The sequence below is a fragment of the Streptomyces sp. NPDC004647 genome (genome assembly GCF_040609575.1).
Lineage (GTDB): Bacteria > Actinomycetota > Actinomycetes > Streptomycetales > Streptomycetaceae > Streptomyces.
Genome location: NZ_JBEXKU010000010.1, coordinates 12,662 through 30,015, shown reverse-complemented (window position 1 = coordinate 30,015; position 17,354 = coordinate 12,662). Strand labels below are relative to the sequence as shown.

Sequence of the window (17,354 nt, the reverse complement as noted above, 5' to 3'; positions counted from 1 at the left end):
CGGTGTCAGTTCCCGCGGAGTTCGGTGAGCATCTCGTCGACCTCGCGCTCGACAGCGGTGTCGATCAGTTCGCGCCGGTCCATCCAGTCGTCGTCGAAGACGGTGTCCAGGTACTTCTCTCCTCCGTCGTTGACCAGAGCGACCATAGTCGTGCCGGGCGGCAGTGACCCGAGCCGGGTCAGTGCCTCGTACATGACACCGCCCGCCGAGCCGCCGATCAGCAGCCCGGTGCGGCGCGCCACCACCCGGGCGGTCGCGAAGGCCTCGATGTCGCCGACCTTCATGCCCTCGTCGATGAGGTCGAAGTCGACGAGTGCGCCGAGCTCGGCGCCCTCCGGGGTGCCGGTGCCGGACTGGTAGTAGTTGTGCGCCGGCCCGCCGAAGGCTATGGACCCCTTCGGCTCGACGCCGACCGTGGTGACGCCCGGGACGGTCCTGCGGAGCTCGCGCGCGGTTCCGCACAGCCCGCCGCCGGTGCCCACGGCCCCGACGAGTACGTCGATCCGGCCGTCGAGTGCCTGGTCGAGCTCGCGGGCGACGGGGTAGTAACCGACGGCGTTGGCCGGGTTGTTGTGCTGTTCGGTGAAGACGGCGTTGCCCGACTCCTTCGCCATCCGCTCCGCCAGCTCCTCACGTGCGGCGGTGGCCAGCTCCTCGGTGCCGTCGTCGACCACGTACACCAGCTCCGCCCCGAGGGCCTTCATACCGCGCAGCTTGTCGGCGCACGCGTGGTTGTCGACCACGGCGGTGAAGGTGTAGCCGCGCTCGGCGGCGACCACGGCCAGGCCGAGGCCGGTGTTGCCCGATGTCGACTCGATGATCCGCCCGCCGGGGCGCAGCTCGCCGCGCTCCTCCGCGTCGAGCACCATCTGCCGCGCCATCCGGATCTTGGCCGTACCGGTCGGGTTGTACATCTCCAGCTTCAGCAGCAGCCGGCTTCCGGTCTCGGTCCGGCACAGCTCGAACAGCGGGGTGCCGCCGATGAGTTCGGATACGCGGCTGACGACCGCGGGACGCATCAGGGCGCCCTGTTCAGGTTCGAGGATCGCTGTCATATGAGGTCCTGGGGGGATATGAGGTCCTGAGGGGGAGGGTCAGGAGGACGGATGCCGGTCCAGGCGCCAGCGCGGGCGCTCGCCACCGCTCTCGACCACGACCTTCGGCGGCAGGGGCAGATCGTGGAAGGGCGACTCGTTGGAGTCCATCTGGTAGCCCGCGGTGTTCGGGTAGACGAGAAGGTCGCCGACGGCGGGCCGTGCGGGGAAGGGGACTTTGCGCCAGGTGAGCATGTCCGACTCCAGGCAGCTGGCGCCGCCGACGCAGGCGGGGAACGGGCCCCCGGAAGCGGTGGGCGCGCCGGGCACCAGCACCGGATCCGGCAGGAACTCGCTGTTGAACCACTGCTCGGAGAGGCTGAGGCTGGTGCCGTCGACGGTCACGATGCCGTAGTCGCGCGCCTTGACGCCCTGGACGCGGAAGACCGTACCGCCCGCTCCGTCCAGCAGTGCGCGGCCCGGCTCCAGCAGAAGCACGACCCCGGCCTCGCGCAGCAGTTCGGCGAGTGTGGAGCGCTCCCCGGCGGGCGTGGCGGCCAGGACGGCCCGCAGGGCGTCCGCGCCGGCGACGGGCGAGTGGTACGGGTAGAAGTCCGGGAAGGTCTTGCCCGCGTGGTAGTCCTCGGGCCGCTGCTCGCGCTGGAAGCGGTCCCAGTCCCCGGCGGACACGTAGTCGACGGCGAAGCCGCCGCCGATGCTGATGCGGTCCGCCTGGAGGCCGAGGCCGCGGGCCCGAAGGCTCAGGGCGATCAGCTGTGCGGCGAGGTCCGCCCGCGGCTGGACCGCGTAACCGGACAAGTGGAAGCTGAAGCCCTCCATCCGTACCCAGTCGGCGGCCTCGCGGCAGCGCAGCAGCGCCGCCTCCAGCCCGGCGTCGTCGAAGCCGAACCGGCTGTGCTCCTGCGCCGGGGGAAGTCGGCGCAGGAGCAGCCGTGCCGGGCGCAGCGCGCCCGCCAGTGCGATGACCCGCTCCAGCTCGTCGGGGGCGTCCACGGCGATCAGGCAGTCCTGGAGGACGGCGGTGCGCAGCAGTTCCTCGGCCTTGGCGGGCCCGGTGACGACGATGTTCTCGCCGCGGACGCCGTGGCCCAGGGCCTCGCGCAGCTCGCCCGCCGACGCCACGTCCACACCGGTTCCGGAGAGGGCGCAGCGCTCGATCCAGGCAGCTGCCTTGTTCGCCTTCTTCGCGTAGTGGATCCGGCCCTCGGTGCCGGACTCCTCCAATACGGCCTTGAAGGCGGCCGTGTTGGCGTCGAAGCGGTCGGGGAGCAGGAAGTGGAACGGCCCGCCGAAGGCGTACGACAGCTCGTGCAGCAGGTCGCCCTCGAGCAGTGCGCTCGTCCGCGGATCGTCGTATGCGGGAAGGGAGAGGGCCCGTTCGGTGGCGGGCGGACCGTTCACTGCCACAGCGGCACCGCCGTGCCCAGGCCCTGCGCGATGGCCAGCTCCGCGAAGCGGTGGCCGAGGGCGATATCGGTGACGACGAGACCGCTGTTGTAGGCGAAGATCCGCTCGGCGGGGTCGGTACGGCCCTCGGCGCGCCCCGCGATCACCTCGGGGAACTCGGCGTCCACGGCGGGGAAGCCGCCTGATCCGTCGGCCATGTCGGTTCCGGTGACGGCCATCTGCGCGGCGCTGGTGGCGATCACGCGGTCGGCGCGGTGCAGCGTGGACGGCTCCAGGCCGTGCCCCACCAGCACGCACAGCGCCCCGGGCTTCAGCCAGTCGGCCTCGATGGCGGCGGGGGTTGAGGGGCCTGCCGTGGCCAGTACGACATCCGCCTCGGTGGCCGCGGCGCGCAGATCGGTGACGAGGTCCACGTCCCGGTCCGGGAAGTGGGCGGCCAGCTGTTCGCGTACGGCACGGATGCCGTCGGGGTGGGTTCCGGAGAGCAGCAGCCGGTCGATCTGCGGCAGTGTGGTCAGCAGAAAGGGCAGCGCCAGCCGGCCCTGCGTGCCGGTGCCGACGACCAGCGCCGTACGGGCATCCGGCGGTGCGCACTCGCGCGCGAGCAGCGCCGAGACCGCGGGGGTGCGCAGCGAACCGATCCTTCCGCAGTCCATCATCGCGATCGGCAGCCCGGTGGTGTCGTCGTAGAGCGTGAGCGCCGTGTAGTAGTGCTGCTGGTCACGGTCGAGCTTCAGACCGTGCTTGTAGGAGGTCTTGACGGCGACGACCTCGCGGGCGCCGTCGCGGCCGAGCATGGCGTACGACACCGAGTGGCCGTCGTCCGGCTTCACGGTGAGCTTGGGCGGGGTGACCGATACGCCGTCGGCGAGCGCCCGGTAGGCCTGCTCGACCACGGAGACGACGTCGGTCAGGCCTATCTCGATGCCGGACAGGTCGCTGGTGCTGAGGATCCGCAGGGATCTGTTGAACCTGTTGCCCTGCGGCGCGGTGCTGTTCGTGTCCGGCACGGGGGCCAACTCCTCTGTGTCGAAGACGTGTTCAGACGGGGGCCACGATGGCAGCCTGGCCGTATCCGTGCTCGTCCTGCTCCTGGAGCGGGCGGGTGCGGCGCCCGGGGATGCGTATGGAGGCCCGCTTGAGCCAGCGGTCGGTGCCGTCGTAGCGGGCGCGGAAGGGGACGCGGCCGTGCACCACGACGTCGTTGTCCACGATGAGGACATCGCCCGGCGACAGGCTCACCGACACGGACACCCGGGCCAGTTCGTCCTCCAGCCGGCCGTAGGCGGCGCGGTGTGCGGGCGGCGCCTGATCGAGCGGGGTGTAGGCGGGGTCGAAGCGCAGGGTGAGCCCCTCCTCGGCGCTCCACAGGGTGGGGACGCCCGGCGGTTCCTCGGTGCTGGCCTGCGCCTCGGTGTAGGAGTCGTCGGGGAGGATGGGCAGCACGGGCTCGGAGAGCAGCGCGACATCGTCCGCGCCGAGTTCGGCCCGGCGGATGCTGGCGGCCGTCGTCGCGATCCCGGCGTCGTTGCGCATGCAGCCGAGCATCAGCAGATGGGCCCGTCCGGGGTGGAAGGCGTCCTCGGTGTGCGGGCTGAGCAGGATGCTGCTGCTGGCCCCGGTCTGCTCCTCCTCGTGGCCGGGCGAGGGGACGATGTTGTGCACGAAGCGGCCGTCCTGCTGGCCCTCCCAGGCGATCGGACGGCCCATCACGGTGGCGAGCAGCAGCAGGGCGACGTCCCAGACGGCACCCGCGTCGCCGACGGTGGACCAGTGGCCGGGGGTCGGGCCGACGGCGCTGTCGTCGACGGTGAGGCCGCGCAGAACGAACACACCGTCGGGGGTGTCACAGGGCCTGCAGAGGTGGTGGATTCTGTCGCTGAGCGCGGCGGCGGATTCGGGGACGTGCTCGAGGAGTCCGGGGGCGGTGGCGGAGCCGGATGCGCTCAGCAGCTCCTCGGCGGATCGCGTGAGCTCCTCGGCGCAGTCGGCATCCAGCAGACGTACGGGCGCGGCTCCCGTATGCATGTGCGAATCCATTCGTTGCTTGGGGGTTTGGCGCGCGTGGGCACGGCAAAGCTCGCCCGCGTGGGGAACGGGCGAGGTGAACGACTGTTGTTCCAGGCGGAGGCTCGGGGCGGGTCGACGGAAAAGTATCAACGCCATATGATTTTAGGCAAGGTTAACCTAACCTGAAGCGCCCAAGTCGGATTGCCGGGCGCAAGCCGGTTGGAGTACGCACGAATTGCGCCTCAGCCTTTGCCTGGGAGTGGCGTTCGGGTAGGCAAACCTGAGTAATTGTTTCAGTGCGCAAAAGGCGAAGCGAGGACAGAGTGGATCTGACGAGACGGCAGATGCTGTGGGCCGGCGGCGGCATGGGCGCGGCCGCGCTCCTCACCGCCTGCGGAACCGGCGACTCCGCCACCGATTCGTCCGCCAAGGGCTCCGGCAGGCCGCGCTCCGGGGGCACCCTGCGCGTCGGGGCCCTCGGCCGTGCGAGCGCCATCACACGCGATCCGCACGGCACCCAGGCCAACGAGAGCGACTACCTCGTCATCAGTCTGATCTACGACACCCTCACCGTCCCCGGCGGCACGGACAACACCGTCGCCCGGCTGGCCAAGAGCTGGAATTCCGACGAAGACCTCAAGACCTGGCGGTTCAGCATCGCCGAGGGGGCGACGTTCCACGACGGCACCCCGGTCACCGCCGAGGACGTCGTCTGGTCGCTGCGCCGGCTGCGCGGCACCCCGTCGGGCGCCTCCCGCCTCCCGGGCATCAAGGCCGCGAACATCAAGGCCGAGGGCGCGAACACCGTCGTCCTGGTCTCCGACTACGCCAACGCCGAACTCCCGCAGCTCACCCGCCTCACCACCTTCGTCCTCAAGAAGGGGACCAAGGAGAAGGAGTTGGCGAAGGCGCCGGGCACCGGCCCCTTCAAGCTCGACTGGTACCGCGGCGGCAACGCACGGCTCGTCCGCAACGACGACTGGTACGGCGGCCGGGTCTACCTCGACGCGATCGAGGTGAAGATCTTCGAGAGCCCGCAGGCCATGGCGAGCGCGCTGCTCGCCGGTCAGATCGACCTGGCGTCCAACGCTGGTGCCGTGGCTGCCCGTACCGCCGAGTCCCGCAAGGACGTCCAGGTCCTGCGCCGGCCCGACGACATGGCGATGCCCATCGTCATGCGCACCGCCGACGGCCCCTTCGCCGACCCGAAGGTGCGTGAGGCACTGCGCCTCGCCGTCGACCGGAAGGCCATGGTCAAGCAGGTCCTGAGCGGCTACGGCAGGGTCGCCAACGACGTGCTCGGCACCGGCGACCCGGCGTACGCCGAGGACCTGCCGCAGCGCACCCGCGACCTGGCCAAGGCCAAGAAGCTGTTGAAGGAAGCCGACTTCGACCTCTCCAAGACGTATGTCCTGCACACCACCGAGGACATCGCCGGCCTCGCCGAGTCCGCGACACTCTTCGCCACGCAGGTGCGCGAGGCCGGGGTGAAGGTGAAGGTCGTCAAGCAGGAGTCGGCCGCCTTCTGGGACAAGACCTGGCTCAAGGGCGACCTCTACACCACGTACTGGGGCACCAACGACTCCGTGGTCTTCTTCGCCAGCAAGACGATGGTCTCCGGCTCCGGACAGAACGAGACCGGCTGGAACGACGCGGAGTTCGACAAGGCCTACAAGAAGGCCGTGAGCACCGCCGACGCGCATGAGCGGGCGAAGGTCCTGCGGGAGTTCCAGGAGATCGAGCACGAGCGCTCCGGCTATCTGCTGTGGGGCATGGCCGATGGCATCGACCTCGCCGCGGCGAAGGTCCGCGACCTGCCCAAGCTGCCCGGCTACGGGCGGGTCCAGCTCGAGCGGACATGGCTGGACCGCTGAGCGCCGGCCCGGCCGTACGGGACGGGGCGCCGCCCACGGCTCGTACGGCCGGCCGGCTCACCGGGCCGGCGCTGCGGTTCGGCAGCCTGCTGGCGCGGCGGGCGCTGCTCCTCGCCGCACTCCTCGCGCTGGTCTTCGCCGCCGTCGAACTGCTGCCGGGGGACGCGGCCGACGCGACGTCCGAGCGCGGGGAGAGCACCGCCGACACCGCGACGCGGCGCGAACTCCTCGGTCTCGACCGGCCGGTGGCCGAGCGCTTCCTCGACTGGATGACCGCTCTGCCCACCGGCGACCTCGGCACGTCCGCGCGCGGTGAGCGGGTCCGGGACCTGCTGTCCGGGCCGTTCCCCAACACGCTGGTGCTGGGCGGGCTCGCGCTGCTGCTGACGGTCTGCGTCTCGCTGGGGCTGGGGTGCTGGGCGGCGCTGCGGCCCGGCCGGGCCGTGGACCGTATGGTCTCGGCCTCCGCCACGGCCGTACTCGCGCTGCCCGAATTCGTCGTCGCGGTCGCTCTGGTGCTGGTGTTCGCGCTCTGGACGGACCTGCTGCCCGCGGTCACGACCTCGGGCGCCGACGGAGCCCCGGCGTCCTGGGAGATGCTGGTGCTGCCCGTACTCGCCCTGGCGATACCGCAGATCGGCTGGAACACCCGGATCGTACGGGCGGCGCTCGCGGACGAGGCGAAGGCCCCGCACATCGAAACCGCCGTCCTCGACGGCCTCTCCCCGCGCCGCGTCCTCACCCACCACGTGCTCCCCGGCGCCCTCCCCGCCGTCGCGGCGGGCGCCGCCACCTCGACCGGCATGCTGCTGGGTGGAGCGGTGGTCGTGGAGACGGTCTTCAACTACCCGGGCATCGGGGCCGTCCTGGCCGGGGCCGTGGGCGACCGGGACACCCCGGTCATCGCTGGGGTGGTGATGGTGACCGGCGCGGTGATCACCTGCGTACTGCTGCTCGCCGACCTGGTGCGGGCCCGAGCGGCCGGAGGACGCATATGACGTGGCAGTCGGCGAAGCGGGACGACGGCCCGGCAGGCCGTCCCGAGGAGAGGCAGGAACCCGAGGCCGCTCGCGACCCGGGGCGGCGGTCCACCACGGGCCGCCCCGACCGCGCGGCCCAGACCTCTTCAGCACTCACCGGCGACCTCTCCGGTCCGGCGGCGGACGACGCGGATGCCGCCCAGCTACGTTCAGTGCCGGCGGCGCCTGATGGGCAGCAGCCGGAGCAGGAGCCGGAGCCGGAGCCGGGCCGGCAGCTGGAGCCGGGCCAGCAGCCGCGGCCGGAGCCGGAGCCGCGGTCCGCTGCGGAGAGCGCTGCCGGCGCGCGCCGGGACCGCGGAAGTCGTTGGCCGGTCGCACGCACGCGTGCTCCGGAGCCCATGGCGCCCGGCTCGCGCGGCAGCCGCAAGCCCGACGCCCGCGCGCGCGAAGGCCGGGCCGCGATCCGGCGGACCGTCGTACGGACCCTGCCCGCGCTGCTGCTCGTGGCCGTCGCGGCAGGGGCCCCGTGGATCGCGCCGCATGCCGTCGATGCGCCCGTCACCGCGCCGTACGCGCCCCCCGGCACCGACGGGGCCCCGCTCGGCGGCGATCAGCTCGGGCGGGATGTCCTCAGCCGACTGCTCTCCGGGGGAGGGGAGTTGATCGCCACCTCGGTCGTCGTCACGGTGCTCGTCACCGGACTGGCCGCCGTGCTGGGCACGGCCGGAGCGCTGCGGCCCGCACTCGGGCGCATCGTCGAGCGGACCGCCGACGTACTGATGCTGCTGCCCGCCGTCCTCGGCATTCTGCTCATCACCCTGTCCTGGCCTGACGGCGGCCGGGCGGCGGTGATCACCGCGGCAGTGGCGCTCGGAGTCCCGTACGCCGTACGGCTCGTGGCCGCCGCGGCCGCGCCCGTCGCCGCCACCGGCTATGTCGAGGCGGCGGTCGCGGGCGGCGAGAGACTGTGGCACCTGGTCGTACGCGAAGTGCTGCCCAATCTCCGGTCGACCCTGCTCGTGCTCTTCGGACTGCGCTTCGTCGCCGCCGTCTACCTCGTCGCCACCGCGGGCTTCCTCCAGGTCGGCCCGCAGCCCCCGACCGCCGACTGGGCCCTGATGATCCGTGAGAACGCCCCCGGCATCCTGCTCAACCCCTGGGCCGTCGTGGCCCCCAGCATCGCCATCGGACTTCTCGCGATGAGTGTCAACCTCGCCGCCGCCGCGCTCGCCCCGCAGACCGGCCGGAAGGCGGTGGCGGTCCAGTGACCCACAACAAGGCCGGATATCCCACCCGTACGGCCACTGGCGGCGCGGACGGCGGACCGGCCGTACGGGTCGCGGGGCTGACCGTGACCGCCGCCGACGGCACCGCCCTGCTCTCCGGCGGCGGCCTGGAGGCGTACACCGGCCGGGTCGTCGCCCTCACCGGCCCCTCCGGCTCCGGCAAGACCACCCTGCTGCGGGCGGTCACCGGCCTTCTGCCGTCCGGCACTTCCCGTACGGCGGGCACCGTGGACGTCCTCGGCCTGGACGTCCTGGCCTGTGGAGCGGCAGAGTTGCGGGAGCTGCGCCGGCACCGCATCGCCTATCTGGGGCAGGACCCGGGCTCGGGCCTCAACCCCCGGATGCGTGTGCGCAAACTCCTCGCCGAGACCGCCGGGGACGCCTCCCGCGAGGAGCTGCTGAGCCTCCTCGAAGAGGTACGGCTGCCCGCCACGACCGAGCTGCTCGGACGGCGCCGCGGCGAGCTGTCCGGCGGCCAGCAGCGCCGTGTCGCGCTCGCCCGCGCGCTGGCCCGCAGGCCCCGCGTACTGCTCCTCGACGAGCCCACCGCGGGCCTGGACGGCGCGCTCCGCGACGATATCGCCGGTCTGCTGCGCCATCTGGCCGCGGAGCACCGGCTCGCCGTGGTGCTGTCCTGCCACGACCCCGATCTGGTGGGGCGGCTGGCCGACGATGTGGTGGAACTGGCTCCGGCGACGGCCGTCCGGCTGCGCACACCGGCCGCCGTGTCGAACCGCCGCCCGGACAGGGAGGCCGCGGCTGAGCGCGACCGGGGAGCCCGTACGCCCGCCCAGGAGGGGCTGTCCGCACGCGGCCTGACCGCACATGTCGGCCCGCGCCGGACGCCCGTACTGCACGGCGTGGGCCTCGATGTGCCGCCCGGCGCCTCCGTCGGCGTCGTCGGCGCATCCGGCGCGGGCAAGACCACCCTGCTGCGCACGCTCGTCGGCCTCCAGCGTGCGTCGGGCGGGACCGTGACTCTGGACGGCGAGACCCTGCCGCCCGGCGTACGCTCCCGCAGCCGCGAACAGCGCCGCCGGGTGCAGCTCGTACCGCAGGACCCGATGGGCGCGCTCAACCCTGCGGTACGGGTGTCCGCCGCCCTCGCCCGCCCACTGCGGCTGCACCGCCGCTGCACGCGTGAGGCGGTGCCCGGCCAGGTCGCCGAACTGCTGATGCGGGTCGGCCTCGACCCCGAGCACGCGGCCCGCCGGCCGCACGAGCTCTCCGGCGGGCAGCGCCAGCGGGTGTCCATAGCCCGTGCGCTGGCCGCCGACCCGGACGTGCTGGTCTGCGACGAGGTGACGTCCGCGCTCGACCGGGACACCGCGGATGCCGTGATGGACCTGCTGCTGGGGCTGCGCGAGGCGCACGGCCTGGCGCTGGTCCTGGTCAGCCACGACCTGCGGCTGGTGGCGGAGCGCACCGGGACCGTCCTGGTGCTGCACGACGGCCATGTGATCGAGAGCGGCCCGACGGAGGAGGTTCTGGGCGACGCGGTGATCCGCACCAACGGCTGACCCACAGTCACGGCAGCGGCGACGAGCAGACGGCGTAGACCGGGGACCACCGGACCGGGAACGACAGCCGCCGCCCCACGATCCGGCCGCCCGCAGCCGGCTGGACCGGCTACGGGGCGCAGGCCCCCGGGGCCGATCGCACCGTCGTTTCCGCCCGTCTGCTGAAGGCGCCCGCGGAGCCGCCTCACTCCGTCCTGCGGGGCACCGCGACCGGTACTGCGGCGTGGGGCCGGTGTGCGCCTCTTCCCCCTATCCTCGGCGTTGTGACGTGGACGCGGGCGCTGAAGGACACCGCTCGCTCCGGGCTGAGGGTCGAGCGCACTCGGGTCGAGCCGGTGGTCGCGCTGCGGGGGGCCGCCGGGGTGGCGGTGGTGACCGGGCTCGCGCTGTGGCTGGAGTCCCCGGCCTTCGCCGCCTCCTCCGCCTTCGGCGCGTTCGCCGCCGGCACGGCCACCTTCGTGCGCAGCTGGCGGCCGCGCCCCGTCATCGCCCTCGCCGCCGGCACCGGCCTCGCGCTCAGCACCTTTCTGGGCTATCTCGCCGACGCCCACGTCGCGCTGTTCGTCGTCGTGCTCGCCGTATGGGCGTTCCTCGCCGGGCTGGCCTGGGCCGCCGGCCTCGTCCCCGGGGTCGTGGCGTCGCTGATCGTCGGCATCATGCTCGTGACCGTCACCCTGCCCACCTCCGTCCCGGACGCGCTCGGCCACGCCGCCGTGATCGCCTTCGGCGGCGTGGTGCAGGCGGCGCTCATCCTGCTGATCCCGGTCCGCAGATGGGCGGCCCGCCGGCAGGCCCTCGCCGACGCGTTCGCAGCAGTGGCGGACTTCGCCCGGCGGTTGCGGCACGACCCGTCCGCGCCGTTCGACCCGGAGCCACTGATGACGGCCCGCAGCGCCGCAGCCGTGACGCCGAGGGAGGCGCGACGGCGCCCCGCAGAACTGCACGGCAGCCGCGGCCTCACCGAGCGCATCCGGCCCGTACTGGCCTCGCTCGCCGACCCGGCGGTCGGGGCGGCCGCAGAGGGACCGGAGCGCGACCGGGCGCGGGAGTTGCTGGCCGCTGCCGGGGCGGTGCTCGACGCGGTCTCCCGTTCGATCCGGAACGGCGAGCCCGCCCGGGTGCCGCAGGAGGCCGTCGAGGCACTGCGGATCAAGGGCGCTGACGAAGTGCTGACCGGGCCGGCCCACCGCGCGGCGGCTCAGCTGATCGCGCTGCTGGGGGAGGTGCTGGACACCACGGACGGCGGCGGCCCGCCGTCGGCGTCCGTCTCTTCCCTCGCCTCCGACGCCTCGGCCGCGGAGCCGCTGCTGCGGCCCACCATGCCGCGCATGGTGCCGGTCGCGATGCGGGCCGTGCGCGGCGAACTCCGCCGGGACTCGCCCGTCCTCCGGCACGCCGTGCGCCTCTCGGTGGTCGCCTCGCTCGGCTATCTGCTGGCGTCGGCACTCCCGCTGGGGCACGCCTACTGGGCACCGATGGCCTCCGTCATGGTCATGCGACCGGACTTCCACCAAACGTACGCGCGCGTGGTGGCGCGTTTGGCCGGGACGGTGGTGGGCGTGTGCCTGGCAACCGGCGTCGTCCAGCTCGCCCGGCCCGACGCCCTTCTCTCCGGTGCCCTGGCGGTGTGCTGCGCCGGGCTGCACTTCCTGCTGATGCGCACCGGCTACGTGGCCTCGCAGACGTGCGTGGCGGCGTACGTGGTCTTCCTGCTCGGCATGGGCGGCGACGAGTGGCAGCAGACGGTGCCGGACCGGGTGCTGCTGACCCTGCTCGGCGGCGCGCTGGCGATGCTGATGTACGCGCTCTACCCCGCCTGGGAGACCCCGAGGCTGCAGGACCGGCTCGCGGACTGGCTCGCGGCGAACGGGCGTTACGCCGCAGCGGTGATCGGCAGTTACGCCGACCCCGCGGGCCGGCGGCGCGCGGATGTACGGGGGGCCCTCCTCGCCGCCCGGGACGCGCGGGCCGCCTGGGAAAAGGCCCTGGCCGACGCCAAGCTGGAGCCCGTACGCCACCCCGACCTCACCGTCGCGTCGGCGGACGACGCGAATGAGGCGCTGGCGGCGATGGGACGGGCGGTGATGCTGCTGGAGGCTCATCTGCCGGAGCGGGGCGAACCACCCCTGCCTGCGGCGGAGCGGTTCGCCGAGACACTCCGGGAGGCCACGGCGAAGGGGGCGCGGGATGTGCGCGAGCGCCGGGTCCCGCGCTGGGACCCGGTGGAGGAGGCCCTCGACGCCTGGGAGCCGACGGACGGCCAGGACCACGTCGTACGGCGCGGGGCCGAACTGCTCCTGGACGCCCTGGAGGACCTGACGGCTGCGATCGGTTCAGCCCTTCTGGACCGGGGCGGCCGCTGACCGCGGGCACCCGGCGCGGTCGGCGGCTGACCGCGGCCACGGATCCGCGGTCGGCCGCCGACCGCTCACACGGAAGCGCGATCAGCCGCTGACCACGGGCACAGAAGCCCGCGGGCCCCTCGCAGGGGTCCGCGGGCTTCGGTCCGGCTGCTCAGGCAACCGGGATACGCGCCGGGCCGCCGGCCGCTACCAGCTCGACTTGCGCACCCCGGGCAGGTATCCGGCGTGCGCCTGCTCGCGCAGCCGGATCCGGGAGAGCCCGAACGTGCGCAGGTGGCCGCGCGGACGGCCGTCGACCGCGTCACGGTTGCGGACCCGGGTCGCGCTGGCGTCGCGCGGCTGCCGGCTCAACTCCCGCTGTGCGGCGGCCCGCTCCTGTTCCGGGGTTCGCGGATTGCGGATGACGGCCTTCAACAGGGCCCGCCGGGCGGCGTACCGGGCGACGACCGCCCGCCGCTTGTCGTTCTTCGCGATCTTGCTCCGCTTCGCCATCAGACTCGCCCTCCCCGGGCCCGGATGCGGGCCACGGCCTTCTCGATGCCCAGCGCGTCCACGGTCCTGATGCCCTTGGCGCTCAGCGTGAGCCGGACGTGGCGGCCCTCGCTGGCCAGCCAGTAGCGCTTGTGCTGGATGTTCGGGTCGAAGCGCCGCTTGGTACGGCGGTGCGAGTGGGAGATGTGGTGGCCGAAGCCCGGCTTGCGACCGGTCAGCTGGCAGTGGGCCGACAAGGCTGATCCCTCCTAATGAAAATGGAAACCATTTCTGTATAGTAGCCCTCATGGCTCGCAACGAACTACGCCCGGTGGTCAAGATCCGGTCCACAGCCGGAACCGGCTACACCTACGTGACCCGAAAGAACCGCCGTAACGACCCCGACCGGCTCCAGCTGCGCAAGTACGACCCGATCGCCCGCCGCCACGTGACCTTCCGCGAAGAGCGCTGAGGAGGAGAGAGCACATGAAGCCCGGAATCCACCCCCCGTACCGGCCCGTCGTCTTCCGTGACACCGCGTCGGACTTCGCCTTCCTCACCCGTTCCACCGCGACCAGCGAGCGGACGGTCGAGTGGGAGGACGGCAACACCTACCCGGTCATCGACGTGGAGATCTCCTCGGCGAGCCACCCCTTCTACACCGGACGGATGCGCGTGATGGACACCGCCGGACGCGTCGAGCGCTTCGAGCGCCGCTACGGCAAGCGCGAGGCCCGCTGATGGAGGCCCCGGACGCATCCGGCAGGCTCCCGGTGGTCCTGGTCGGCGGTCTGCACTCCGACGCCCGCGCGACCGCCGTCGAGCGGCTGCTGCATCTGGTGCCCGGCAGCGTGGCGCTCCACCACGATCTGGCGACGGCCGCCGAGGGCACCGTCCGCCGTACGGTCCGCGACAGCGGCGGCGTCCTCGGCACGGGCGAGGCCCCGCTGGTCAACGACTGCGCGTGCTGCGCGCTGCGCGAGGACCTCGTGCCCGAACTGGAGCGGCTCGCCGGCAGCGGGCTGTGCCGGCTGGCCGTCGTCGAGCTGTGGGACTCGGTCGAACCCAAGGCGATGGCCGAAGTGGTGGCCGCGCTCAGCGGTGAGGTCCTGGAACTGACCGGCGTGATCACGGTCGTGGACCCGGCGCTGCTGGTGCCGTATCTGAGCTGTGGCGACGACCTCGCCGAGGTGGGCCTCGCGGCCGCGGCGAGCGACCAGCGCACGGTCGCCGACACCTGGGCCCGGCAGCTGGAGTACGCCCCGGTGCTCGCCATCGCGCCCGCCCACGGCGACGTGGACGGAAACGGCGACGGCGACGGGGAGCCCGACCCGGCCGACCTCGCGCTGCTCGGCCAGCTCCATCCGACCGCCCGCCAGGTGCCCGTCGGCTCCGGAGAACTGGCGGCCGCGGCCTTCGCAGGCTTCGATGCGGAGGCCGCCGCCGCCCGCCAGCACCCGGCGTGTGCGCTGCTGCCCCAGGAGGCCGAGGGGCACGGCGTCACGACCGCGGTCTGGCACCGCACCCGGCCGTTCCACCCGGAGCGGCTGTACGCGGCGCTGGAGGACCTGACCTGCGCGGCCGCCCGCAGCCGCGGCCGTTTCTGGCTCGCCGACCGTCCGGACACGCTGCTGTCCTGGGACGCGGCGGGCGGCGCGCTGTGCGTGGAGAACGCCGGCCCCTGGCTGGCCGCCCTGCCCGACGCGGCCTGGGAGTTGGTTCCGCCGATGCGGCGAGCCGCTGCCGCGCTCGACTGGGAGCCCGAACACGGCGACCGTGCCCAGCACCTCGTGTTCACCTCGCCCGGCCTCGACCGCGACGCACTGCTCGAACTCCTGGAGTCCTGCCTGCTCACCGACGCCGAGTACGCGGCCGGCCGCGAGGCGTGGAAGCGACTGCCGCGGGCGTTCGACAGCCTCCTCGACCCCGTTTCGTAATTCCCCTCCGAGAGAAAGGGCCGCACAGAGATGGCGCTCCGCAAAGACACCCGCAGGAATTCCAGGCCCCGGCCCAACCCACTGGACGCTGCCGACGTCTCCTATATCGACTACAAGGACACCGGTCTGCTGAGGAAGTTCATCTCCGACCGCGGCAAGATCCGCAGCCGCCGGGTGACTCGCGTCACGGCTCAGCAGCAGCGACAGCTGGCCCGAGCCATCAAGAACGCCCGGGAGATGGCACTGCTGCCGTATTCCTCTTCCTCCAAGTAGCCGATCGGGCACCCGCCGTGCACGTGCATTCGCTCATGCATCGGCATATGAACAGAGCTATGATCCAGGGCAGTTGATCTCTCCCTGCCTTCGGCCGGGGGACCCCCCAGCAACTACCCGGGAGAGTCCTGTGCACCACCCGTACCGGAACGGCATGGCGGCCAGGGATCTGCAGGGTGCCGTCTGGCAGAAGAGTCGGCACAGCAACTCCCAGGGTGCGTGCGTGGAGTTCGCCAAGTTGCCGGACGGTGGTGTGGCGGTGCGCAATTCGCGTTTCCCCGACGGGCCGGCGCTCATCTACACCCCGGCGGAGGTCGAGGCGATGCTCCTCGGCGTCAAGGACGGGGAATTCGACCATCTCGTGCGGGACTGAGCTACTGGGGGGCTGAATCCGCGGACCGTACTGTCCAGGAGGCCGTCGGTAGCTGGAAGAGCGCCCAGACGACCTTGCCCCGCAGGGTGCCGGCGAGCGGATGCCAGCCCCAGCTGTCGCTGAAGGTTTCGACGAGATAGAGGCCGCGGCCCGATTCGGCCGTGCAGTCCGGGTCGCCGGGGGACACCTCGCCGACGACCGGTCCTCTGTCGCTCGGGTCCCGTACGGCGCAGACCAGGCGCGAGGCCCAGTGCATCAGGTGCAGTCGGACGAGCGGCTCCGGTGCGGCGGTGGCGGAGCCGTCCGGGAGCGCGTGGCGCAGGGCATTGGTCACCAGTTCCGAGACCACCAGCGCCACGCTGTCGAACTGCTCGGTCAGATCCCAGCGGCCGAGAGCGGCCATGGCGAACTGGCGGGCATCTTTGACCGATTCGTAGTGAGGGGAGAGCGAACAGGCGACGGAACTCGACACAGTCGTGGGGTCGATGGGAGGGAGGCCCTGCCGTAACGGCTGGAGCATGGTCGATCCTTCGGTCCCCATGCGAGGCACTCCTGGCCCTATAGGAATCGGTCAAGGCGGCGTGCTGGTGCTCGTGCACCATCGTTCCCAATGCGTACAGCAGATGCAAGGGCAAATGCACGTGCACGCGCCCGGCTTATATGCTCACGTGGCGATTGGCACCCAATTCTTCCTTCGGCGGGTTTCGTAGCCTCTGCCGACCAGTTCGCGTCTGTGTAACCGGACGGGCACGCAACGGAGCCCGGAGATGGCAGACTTCGGCCGATGACGGTCGCAGTGCATCACCAACGGAGACAGGCAGTCGGGAAATGAGCACAGTGCAGCCGGGTAGGGGGCACAACCCAGCGGTCGCTGGGGGAGGAACGGACGGGGCGGGTGGATCGAGCGGCTCGATGGTGCGCCGCATCCTGCTCGGGTCCCAGCTCAGGCGGCTCCGGGAATCCCGCGGCGTCACGCGTGAAGCCGCCGGCTACTCGATCCGCGCCTCCGAGTCGAAGATCAGCCGCATGGAGTTGGGCCGGGTGAGCTTCAAAGCACGGGATGTCGAGGACCTGCTGACGCTCTACGGCGTCACCGACGGTGCCGAGCGCGACGCACTGCTCGGCCTCGCCCGTGAGGCCAACGTCGCCGGGTGGTGGCACAGTTACGGCGACGTGCTGCCCGGCTGGTTCCAGACGTACGTGGGCCTGGAGGGCGCGGCGTCGTCCATCCGCGGCTACGAGGTGCAGTTCGTGCACGGACTGCTGCAGACCGAGGAGTACGTCCACGCCGTCGTCAGCCGCGGCCAGCCCGAGGCCTCCCGGAGCGAGGTCGAACGGCGCGTCGCCCTCCGCCTGGAGCGGCAGAAGCTGCTGGTCTCCGAGCGCGGCCCGGAGTTCCACGTCGTACTCGACGAGGCCGCTCTGCACCGGCCGTACGGCGGCAGCAAAGTCATGCGCGGCCAGCTGCGGCACCTCATCGAGATCTCCGAGCGGCCCCAGGTGACCCTGCAGATCATGCCGTTCTCCTTCGGCGGCCACTCGGGGGAGAGCGGTGCCTTCACCATGCTCCGGTTCCCCGAGTCCGACCTGCCCGACGTCGTCTATCTGGAGCAGCTCACCAGCGCTCTCTACCTCGACAAGCGCGACGAGGTCGCCCAGTACGAGCGGGCCATGGAGCGGCTGCACGACGACAGCCTGACGCCGGAAAGCAGCCGGGAGTTGCTCGCCAAGATTCTCCAACGGCTCTGACTCATCAGTACGATGACATGTCATCAGGAGCCCGCATCCGTCCGCGGGTGCCCCAC

At 72.2% G+C, this 17,354-nt stretch carries 18 protein-coding genes; 11 read left to right on the top strand and 7 right to left on the bottom strand.

What is annotated here, in order from left to right; all coding sequences use genetic code 11:
- Positions 1 to 5 precede the first annotated feature (5 nt).
- From ABZW18_RS06605 to ABZW18_RS06590, 4 genes are read right to left on the bottom strand one after another with little or no spacing between them, the layout of a single operon-like run.
- Positions 6 to 1,055, bottom strand: a complete 1,050-nt coding sequence (locus tag ABZW18_RS06605; protein ID WP_356182987.1) for a cysteine synthase family protein — start codon at positions 1,053 to 1,055, stop codon at positions 6 to 8.
- A gap of 39 nt (positions 1,056 to 1,094) precedes the next feature.
- Positions 1,095 to 2,456: a Y4yA family PLP-dependent enzyme gene (locus tag ABZW18_RS06600; RefSeq protein WP_356182984.1), complete on the bottom strand. Its 1,362-nt coding sequence runs from the start codon at positions 2,454 to 2,456 to the stop codon at positions 1,095 to 1,097.
- Positions 2,453 to 3,472: an ornithine cyclodeaminase family protein gene (locus tag ABZW18_RS06595; RefSeq protein WP_356182982.1), complete on the bottom strand. Its 1,020-nt coding sequence runs from the start codon at positions 3,470 to 3,472 to the stop codon at positions 2,453 to 2,455. The genes ABZW18_RS06600 and ABZW18_RS06595 overlap by 4 nt, the downstream gene beginning before the upstream one ends.
- A 31-nt stretch (positions 3,473 to 3,503) precedes the next feature.
- On the bottom strand, positions 3,504 to 4,490 hold the full coding sequence (locus tag ABZW18_RS06590; protein ID WP_356182979.1) for a TauD/TfdA family dioxygenase: 987 nt from the start codon (positions 4,488 to 4,490) through the stop codon (positions 3,504 to 3,506).
- Between the two features lie 326 nt (positions 4,491 to 4,816).
- Between ABZW18_RS06590 and ABZW18_RS06585 the strand changes: the two genes are divergently transcribed.
- The 5 genes from ABZW18_RS06585 (at position 4,817) to ABZW18_RS06565 (ending at position 12,495) form a co-directional block, all read left to right on the top strand.
- Positions 4,817 to 6,346 carry an ABC transporter substrate-binding protein gene (locus ABZW18_RS06585; protein ID WP_356183191.1) on the top strand — a complete coding sequence of 510 codons (1,530 nt, stop codon included), beginning with the start codon at positions 4,817 to 4,819 and terminating at the stop codon, positions 6,344 to 6,346.
- The gene (locus ABZW18_RS06580) at positions 6,331 to 7,344 is read left to right on the top strand and encodes an ABC transporter permease (protein ID WP_356182976.1); all 1,014 of its coding nucleotides are present in this window, start codon (positions 6,331 to 6,333) and stop codon (positions 7,342 to 7,344) included. Before ABZW18_RS06585 ends, ABZW18_RS06580 begins: the two co-directional genes overlap by 16 nt.
- Before the next feature lie 443 nt (positions 7,345 to 7,787).
- Positions 7,788 to 8,594: an ABC transporter permease subunit gene (locus ABZW18_RS06575; protein WP_356183188.1), complete on the top strand. Its 807-nt coding sequence runs from the start codon at positions 7,788 to 7,790 to the stop codon at positions 8,592 to 8,594.
- The gene (locus ABZW18_RS06570; RefSeq protein ID WP_356182973.1) at positions 8,591 to 10,132 is read left to right on the top strand and encodes an ATP-binding cassette domain-containing protein; all 1,542 of its coding nucleotides are present in this window, start codon (positions 8,591 to 8,593) and stop codon (positions 10,130 to 10,132) included. The genes ABZW18_RS06575 and ABZW18_RS06570 overlap by 4 nt, the downstream gene beginning before the upstream one ends.
- Positions 10,133 to 10,395: 263 nt before the next feature.
- Complete coding sequence (locus ABZW18_RS06565; RefSeq protein ID WP_356182970.1) at positions 10,396 to 12,495, top strand: FUSC family protein; 2,100 nt, start codon at positions 10,396 to 10,398, stop codon at positions 12,493 to 12,495.
- Between the two features lie 186 nt (positions 12,496 to 12,681).
- On the opposite strand, the gene rpsN is transcribed toward ABZW18_RS06565, so the two are convergent.
- On the bottom strand, positions 12,682 to 12,987 hold the full coding sequence (gene rpsN, locus ABZW18_RS06560) for a 30S ribosomal protein S14 (RefSeq protein ID WP_356182968.1): 306 nt from the start codon (positions 12,985 to 12,987) through the stop codon (positions 12,682 to 12,684).
- Entirely contained in the window at positions 12,987 to 13,223 is a 237-nt protein-coding gene (rpmB, locus tag ABZW18_RS06555; protein ID WP_356182965.1) for a 50S ribosomal protein L28, read from the bottom strand. Before rpmB ends, rpsN begins: the two co-directional genes overlap by 1 nt.
- A 50-nt stretch (positions 13,224 to 13,273) precedes the next feature.
- Between rpmB and rpmG the strand changes: the two genes are divergently transcribed.
- The 5 genes from rpmG (at position 13,274) to ABZW18_RS06530 (ending at position 15,549) form a co-directional block, all read left to right on the top strand.
- Positions 13,274 to 13,438, top strand: coding sequence for a 50S ribosomal protein L33 (rpmG, locus tag ABZW18_RS06550; protein ID WP_356182963.1), 165 nt, complete (start codon positions 13,274 to 13,276; stop codon positions 13,436 to 13,438).
- Between the two features lie 14 nt (positions 13,439 to 13,452).
- A complete protein-coding gene (locus tag ABZW18_RS06545; RefSeq protein ID WP_356182960.1) occupies positions 13,453 to 13,707 on the top strand; it encodes a type B 50S ribosomal protein L31 in 255 nt (84 codons plus the stop codon).
- Positions 13,707 to 14,903 (top strand): GTP-binding protein, encoded by a 1,197-nt coding sequence (locus ABZW18_RS06540; protein WP_356182957.1) that lies wholly within the window; start codon positions 13,707 to 13,709, stop codon positions 14,901 to 14,903. The genes ABZW18_RS06545 and ABZW18_RS06540 overlap by 1 nt, the downstream gene beginning before the upstream one ends.
- 30 nt (positions 14,904 to 14,933) lie before the next feature.
- Complete coding sequence (rpsR, locus tag ABZW18_RS06535) at positions 14,934 to 15,176, top strand: 30S ribosomal protein S18 (RefSeq protein ID WP_356182955.1); 243 nt, start codon at positions 14,934 to 14,936, stop codon at positions 15,174 to 15,176.
- Between the two features lie 130 nt (positions 15,177 to 15,306).
- Positions 15,307 to 15,549 (top strand): DUF397 domain-containing protein, encoded by a 243-nt coding sequence (locus ABZW18_RS06530; RefSeq protein ID WP_356182952.1) that lies wholly within the window; start codon positions 15,307 to 15,309, stop codon positions 15,547 to 15,549.
- A 1-nt stretch (position 15,550) separates the two neighbouring features.
- Here ABZW18_RS06530 and ABZW18_RS06525 read toward each other — a convergent pair whose 3' ends face one another.
- A complete protein-coding gene (locus tag ABZW18_RS06525; RefSeq protein WP_356182949.1) occupies positions 15,551 to 16,090 on the bottom strand; it encodes an ATP-binding protein in 540 nt (179 codons plus the stop codon).
- A 371-nt stretch (positions 16,091 to 16,461) separates the two neighbouring features.
- On the opposite strand from ABZW18_RS06525, the gene ABZW18_RS06520 reads away from it, so the two are divergent.
- Positions 16,462 to 17,298, top strand: a complete 837-nt coding sequence (locus tag ABZW18_RS06520; RefSeq protein ID WP_356182946.1) for a helix-turn-helix transcriptional regulator — start codon at positions 16,462 to 16,464, stop codon at positions 17,296 to 17,298.
- The last annotated feature ends 56 nt before the right edge of the window (positions 17,299 to 17,354 follow it).

Bases quoted from the DNA above. Each gene is read 5' to 3' on its own strand.
- ABZW18_RS06605 (WP_356182987.1), bottom strand. From the start codon at position 1,055: ATGACAGCGATCCTCGAACCTGAACAGGGCGCCCTGATGCGTCCCGCG.
- ABZW18_RS06590 (WP_356182979.1), bottom strand. From the start codon at position 4,490: ATGCATACGGGAGCCGCGCCCGTACGTCTGCTGGATGCCGACTGCGCC.
- ABZW18_RS06585 (WP_356183191.1), top strand. From the start codon at position 4,817: ATGCTGTGGGCCGGCGGCGGCATGGGCGCGGCCGCGCTCCTCACCGCC.
- ABZW18_RS06580 (WP_356182976.1), top strand. From the start codon at position 6,331: ATGGCTGGACCGCTGAGCGCCGGCCCGGCCGTACGGGACGGGGCGCCG.
- rpsN (WP_356182968.1), bottom strand. From the start codon at position 12,987: ATGGCGAAGCGGAGCAAGATCGCGAAGAACGACAAGCGGCGGGCGGTC.
- rpmG (WP_356182963.1), top strand. From the start codon at position 13,274: ATGGCTCGCAACGAACTACGCCCGGTGGTCAAGATCCGGTCCACAGCC.
- ABZW18_RS06545 (WP_356182960.1), top strand. From the start codon at position 13,453: ATGAAGCCCGGAATCCACCCCCCGTACCGGCCCGTCGTCTTCCGTGAC.
- ABZW18_RS06540 (WP_356182957.1), top strand. From the start codon at position 13,707: ATGGAGGCCCCGGACGCATCCGGCAGGCTCCCGGTGGTCCTGGTCGGC.
- rpsR (WP_356182955.1), top strand. From the start codon at position 14,934: ATGGCGCTCCGCAAAGACACCCGCAGGAATTCCAGGCCCCGGCCCAAC.
- ABZW18_RS06525 (WP_356182949.1), bottom strand. From the start codon at position 16,090: ATGGGGACCGAAGGATCGACCATGCTCCAGCCGTTACGGCAGGGCCTC.
- ABZW18_RS06520 (WP_356182946.1), top strand. From the start codon at position 16,462: ATGGTGCGCCGCATCCTGCTCGGGTCCCAGCTCAGGCGGCTCCGGGAA.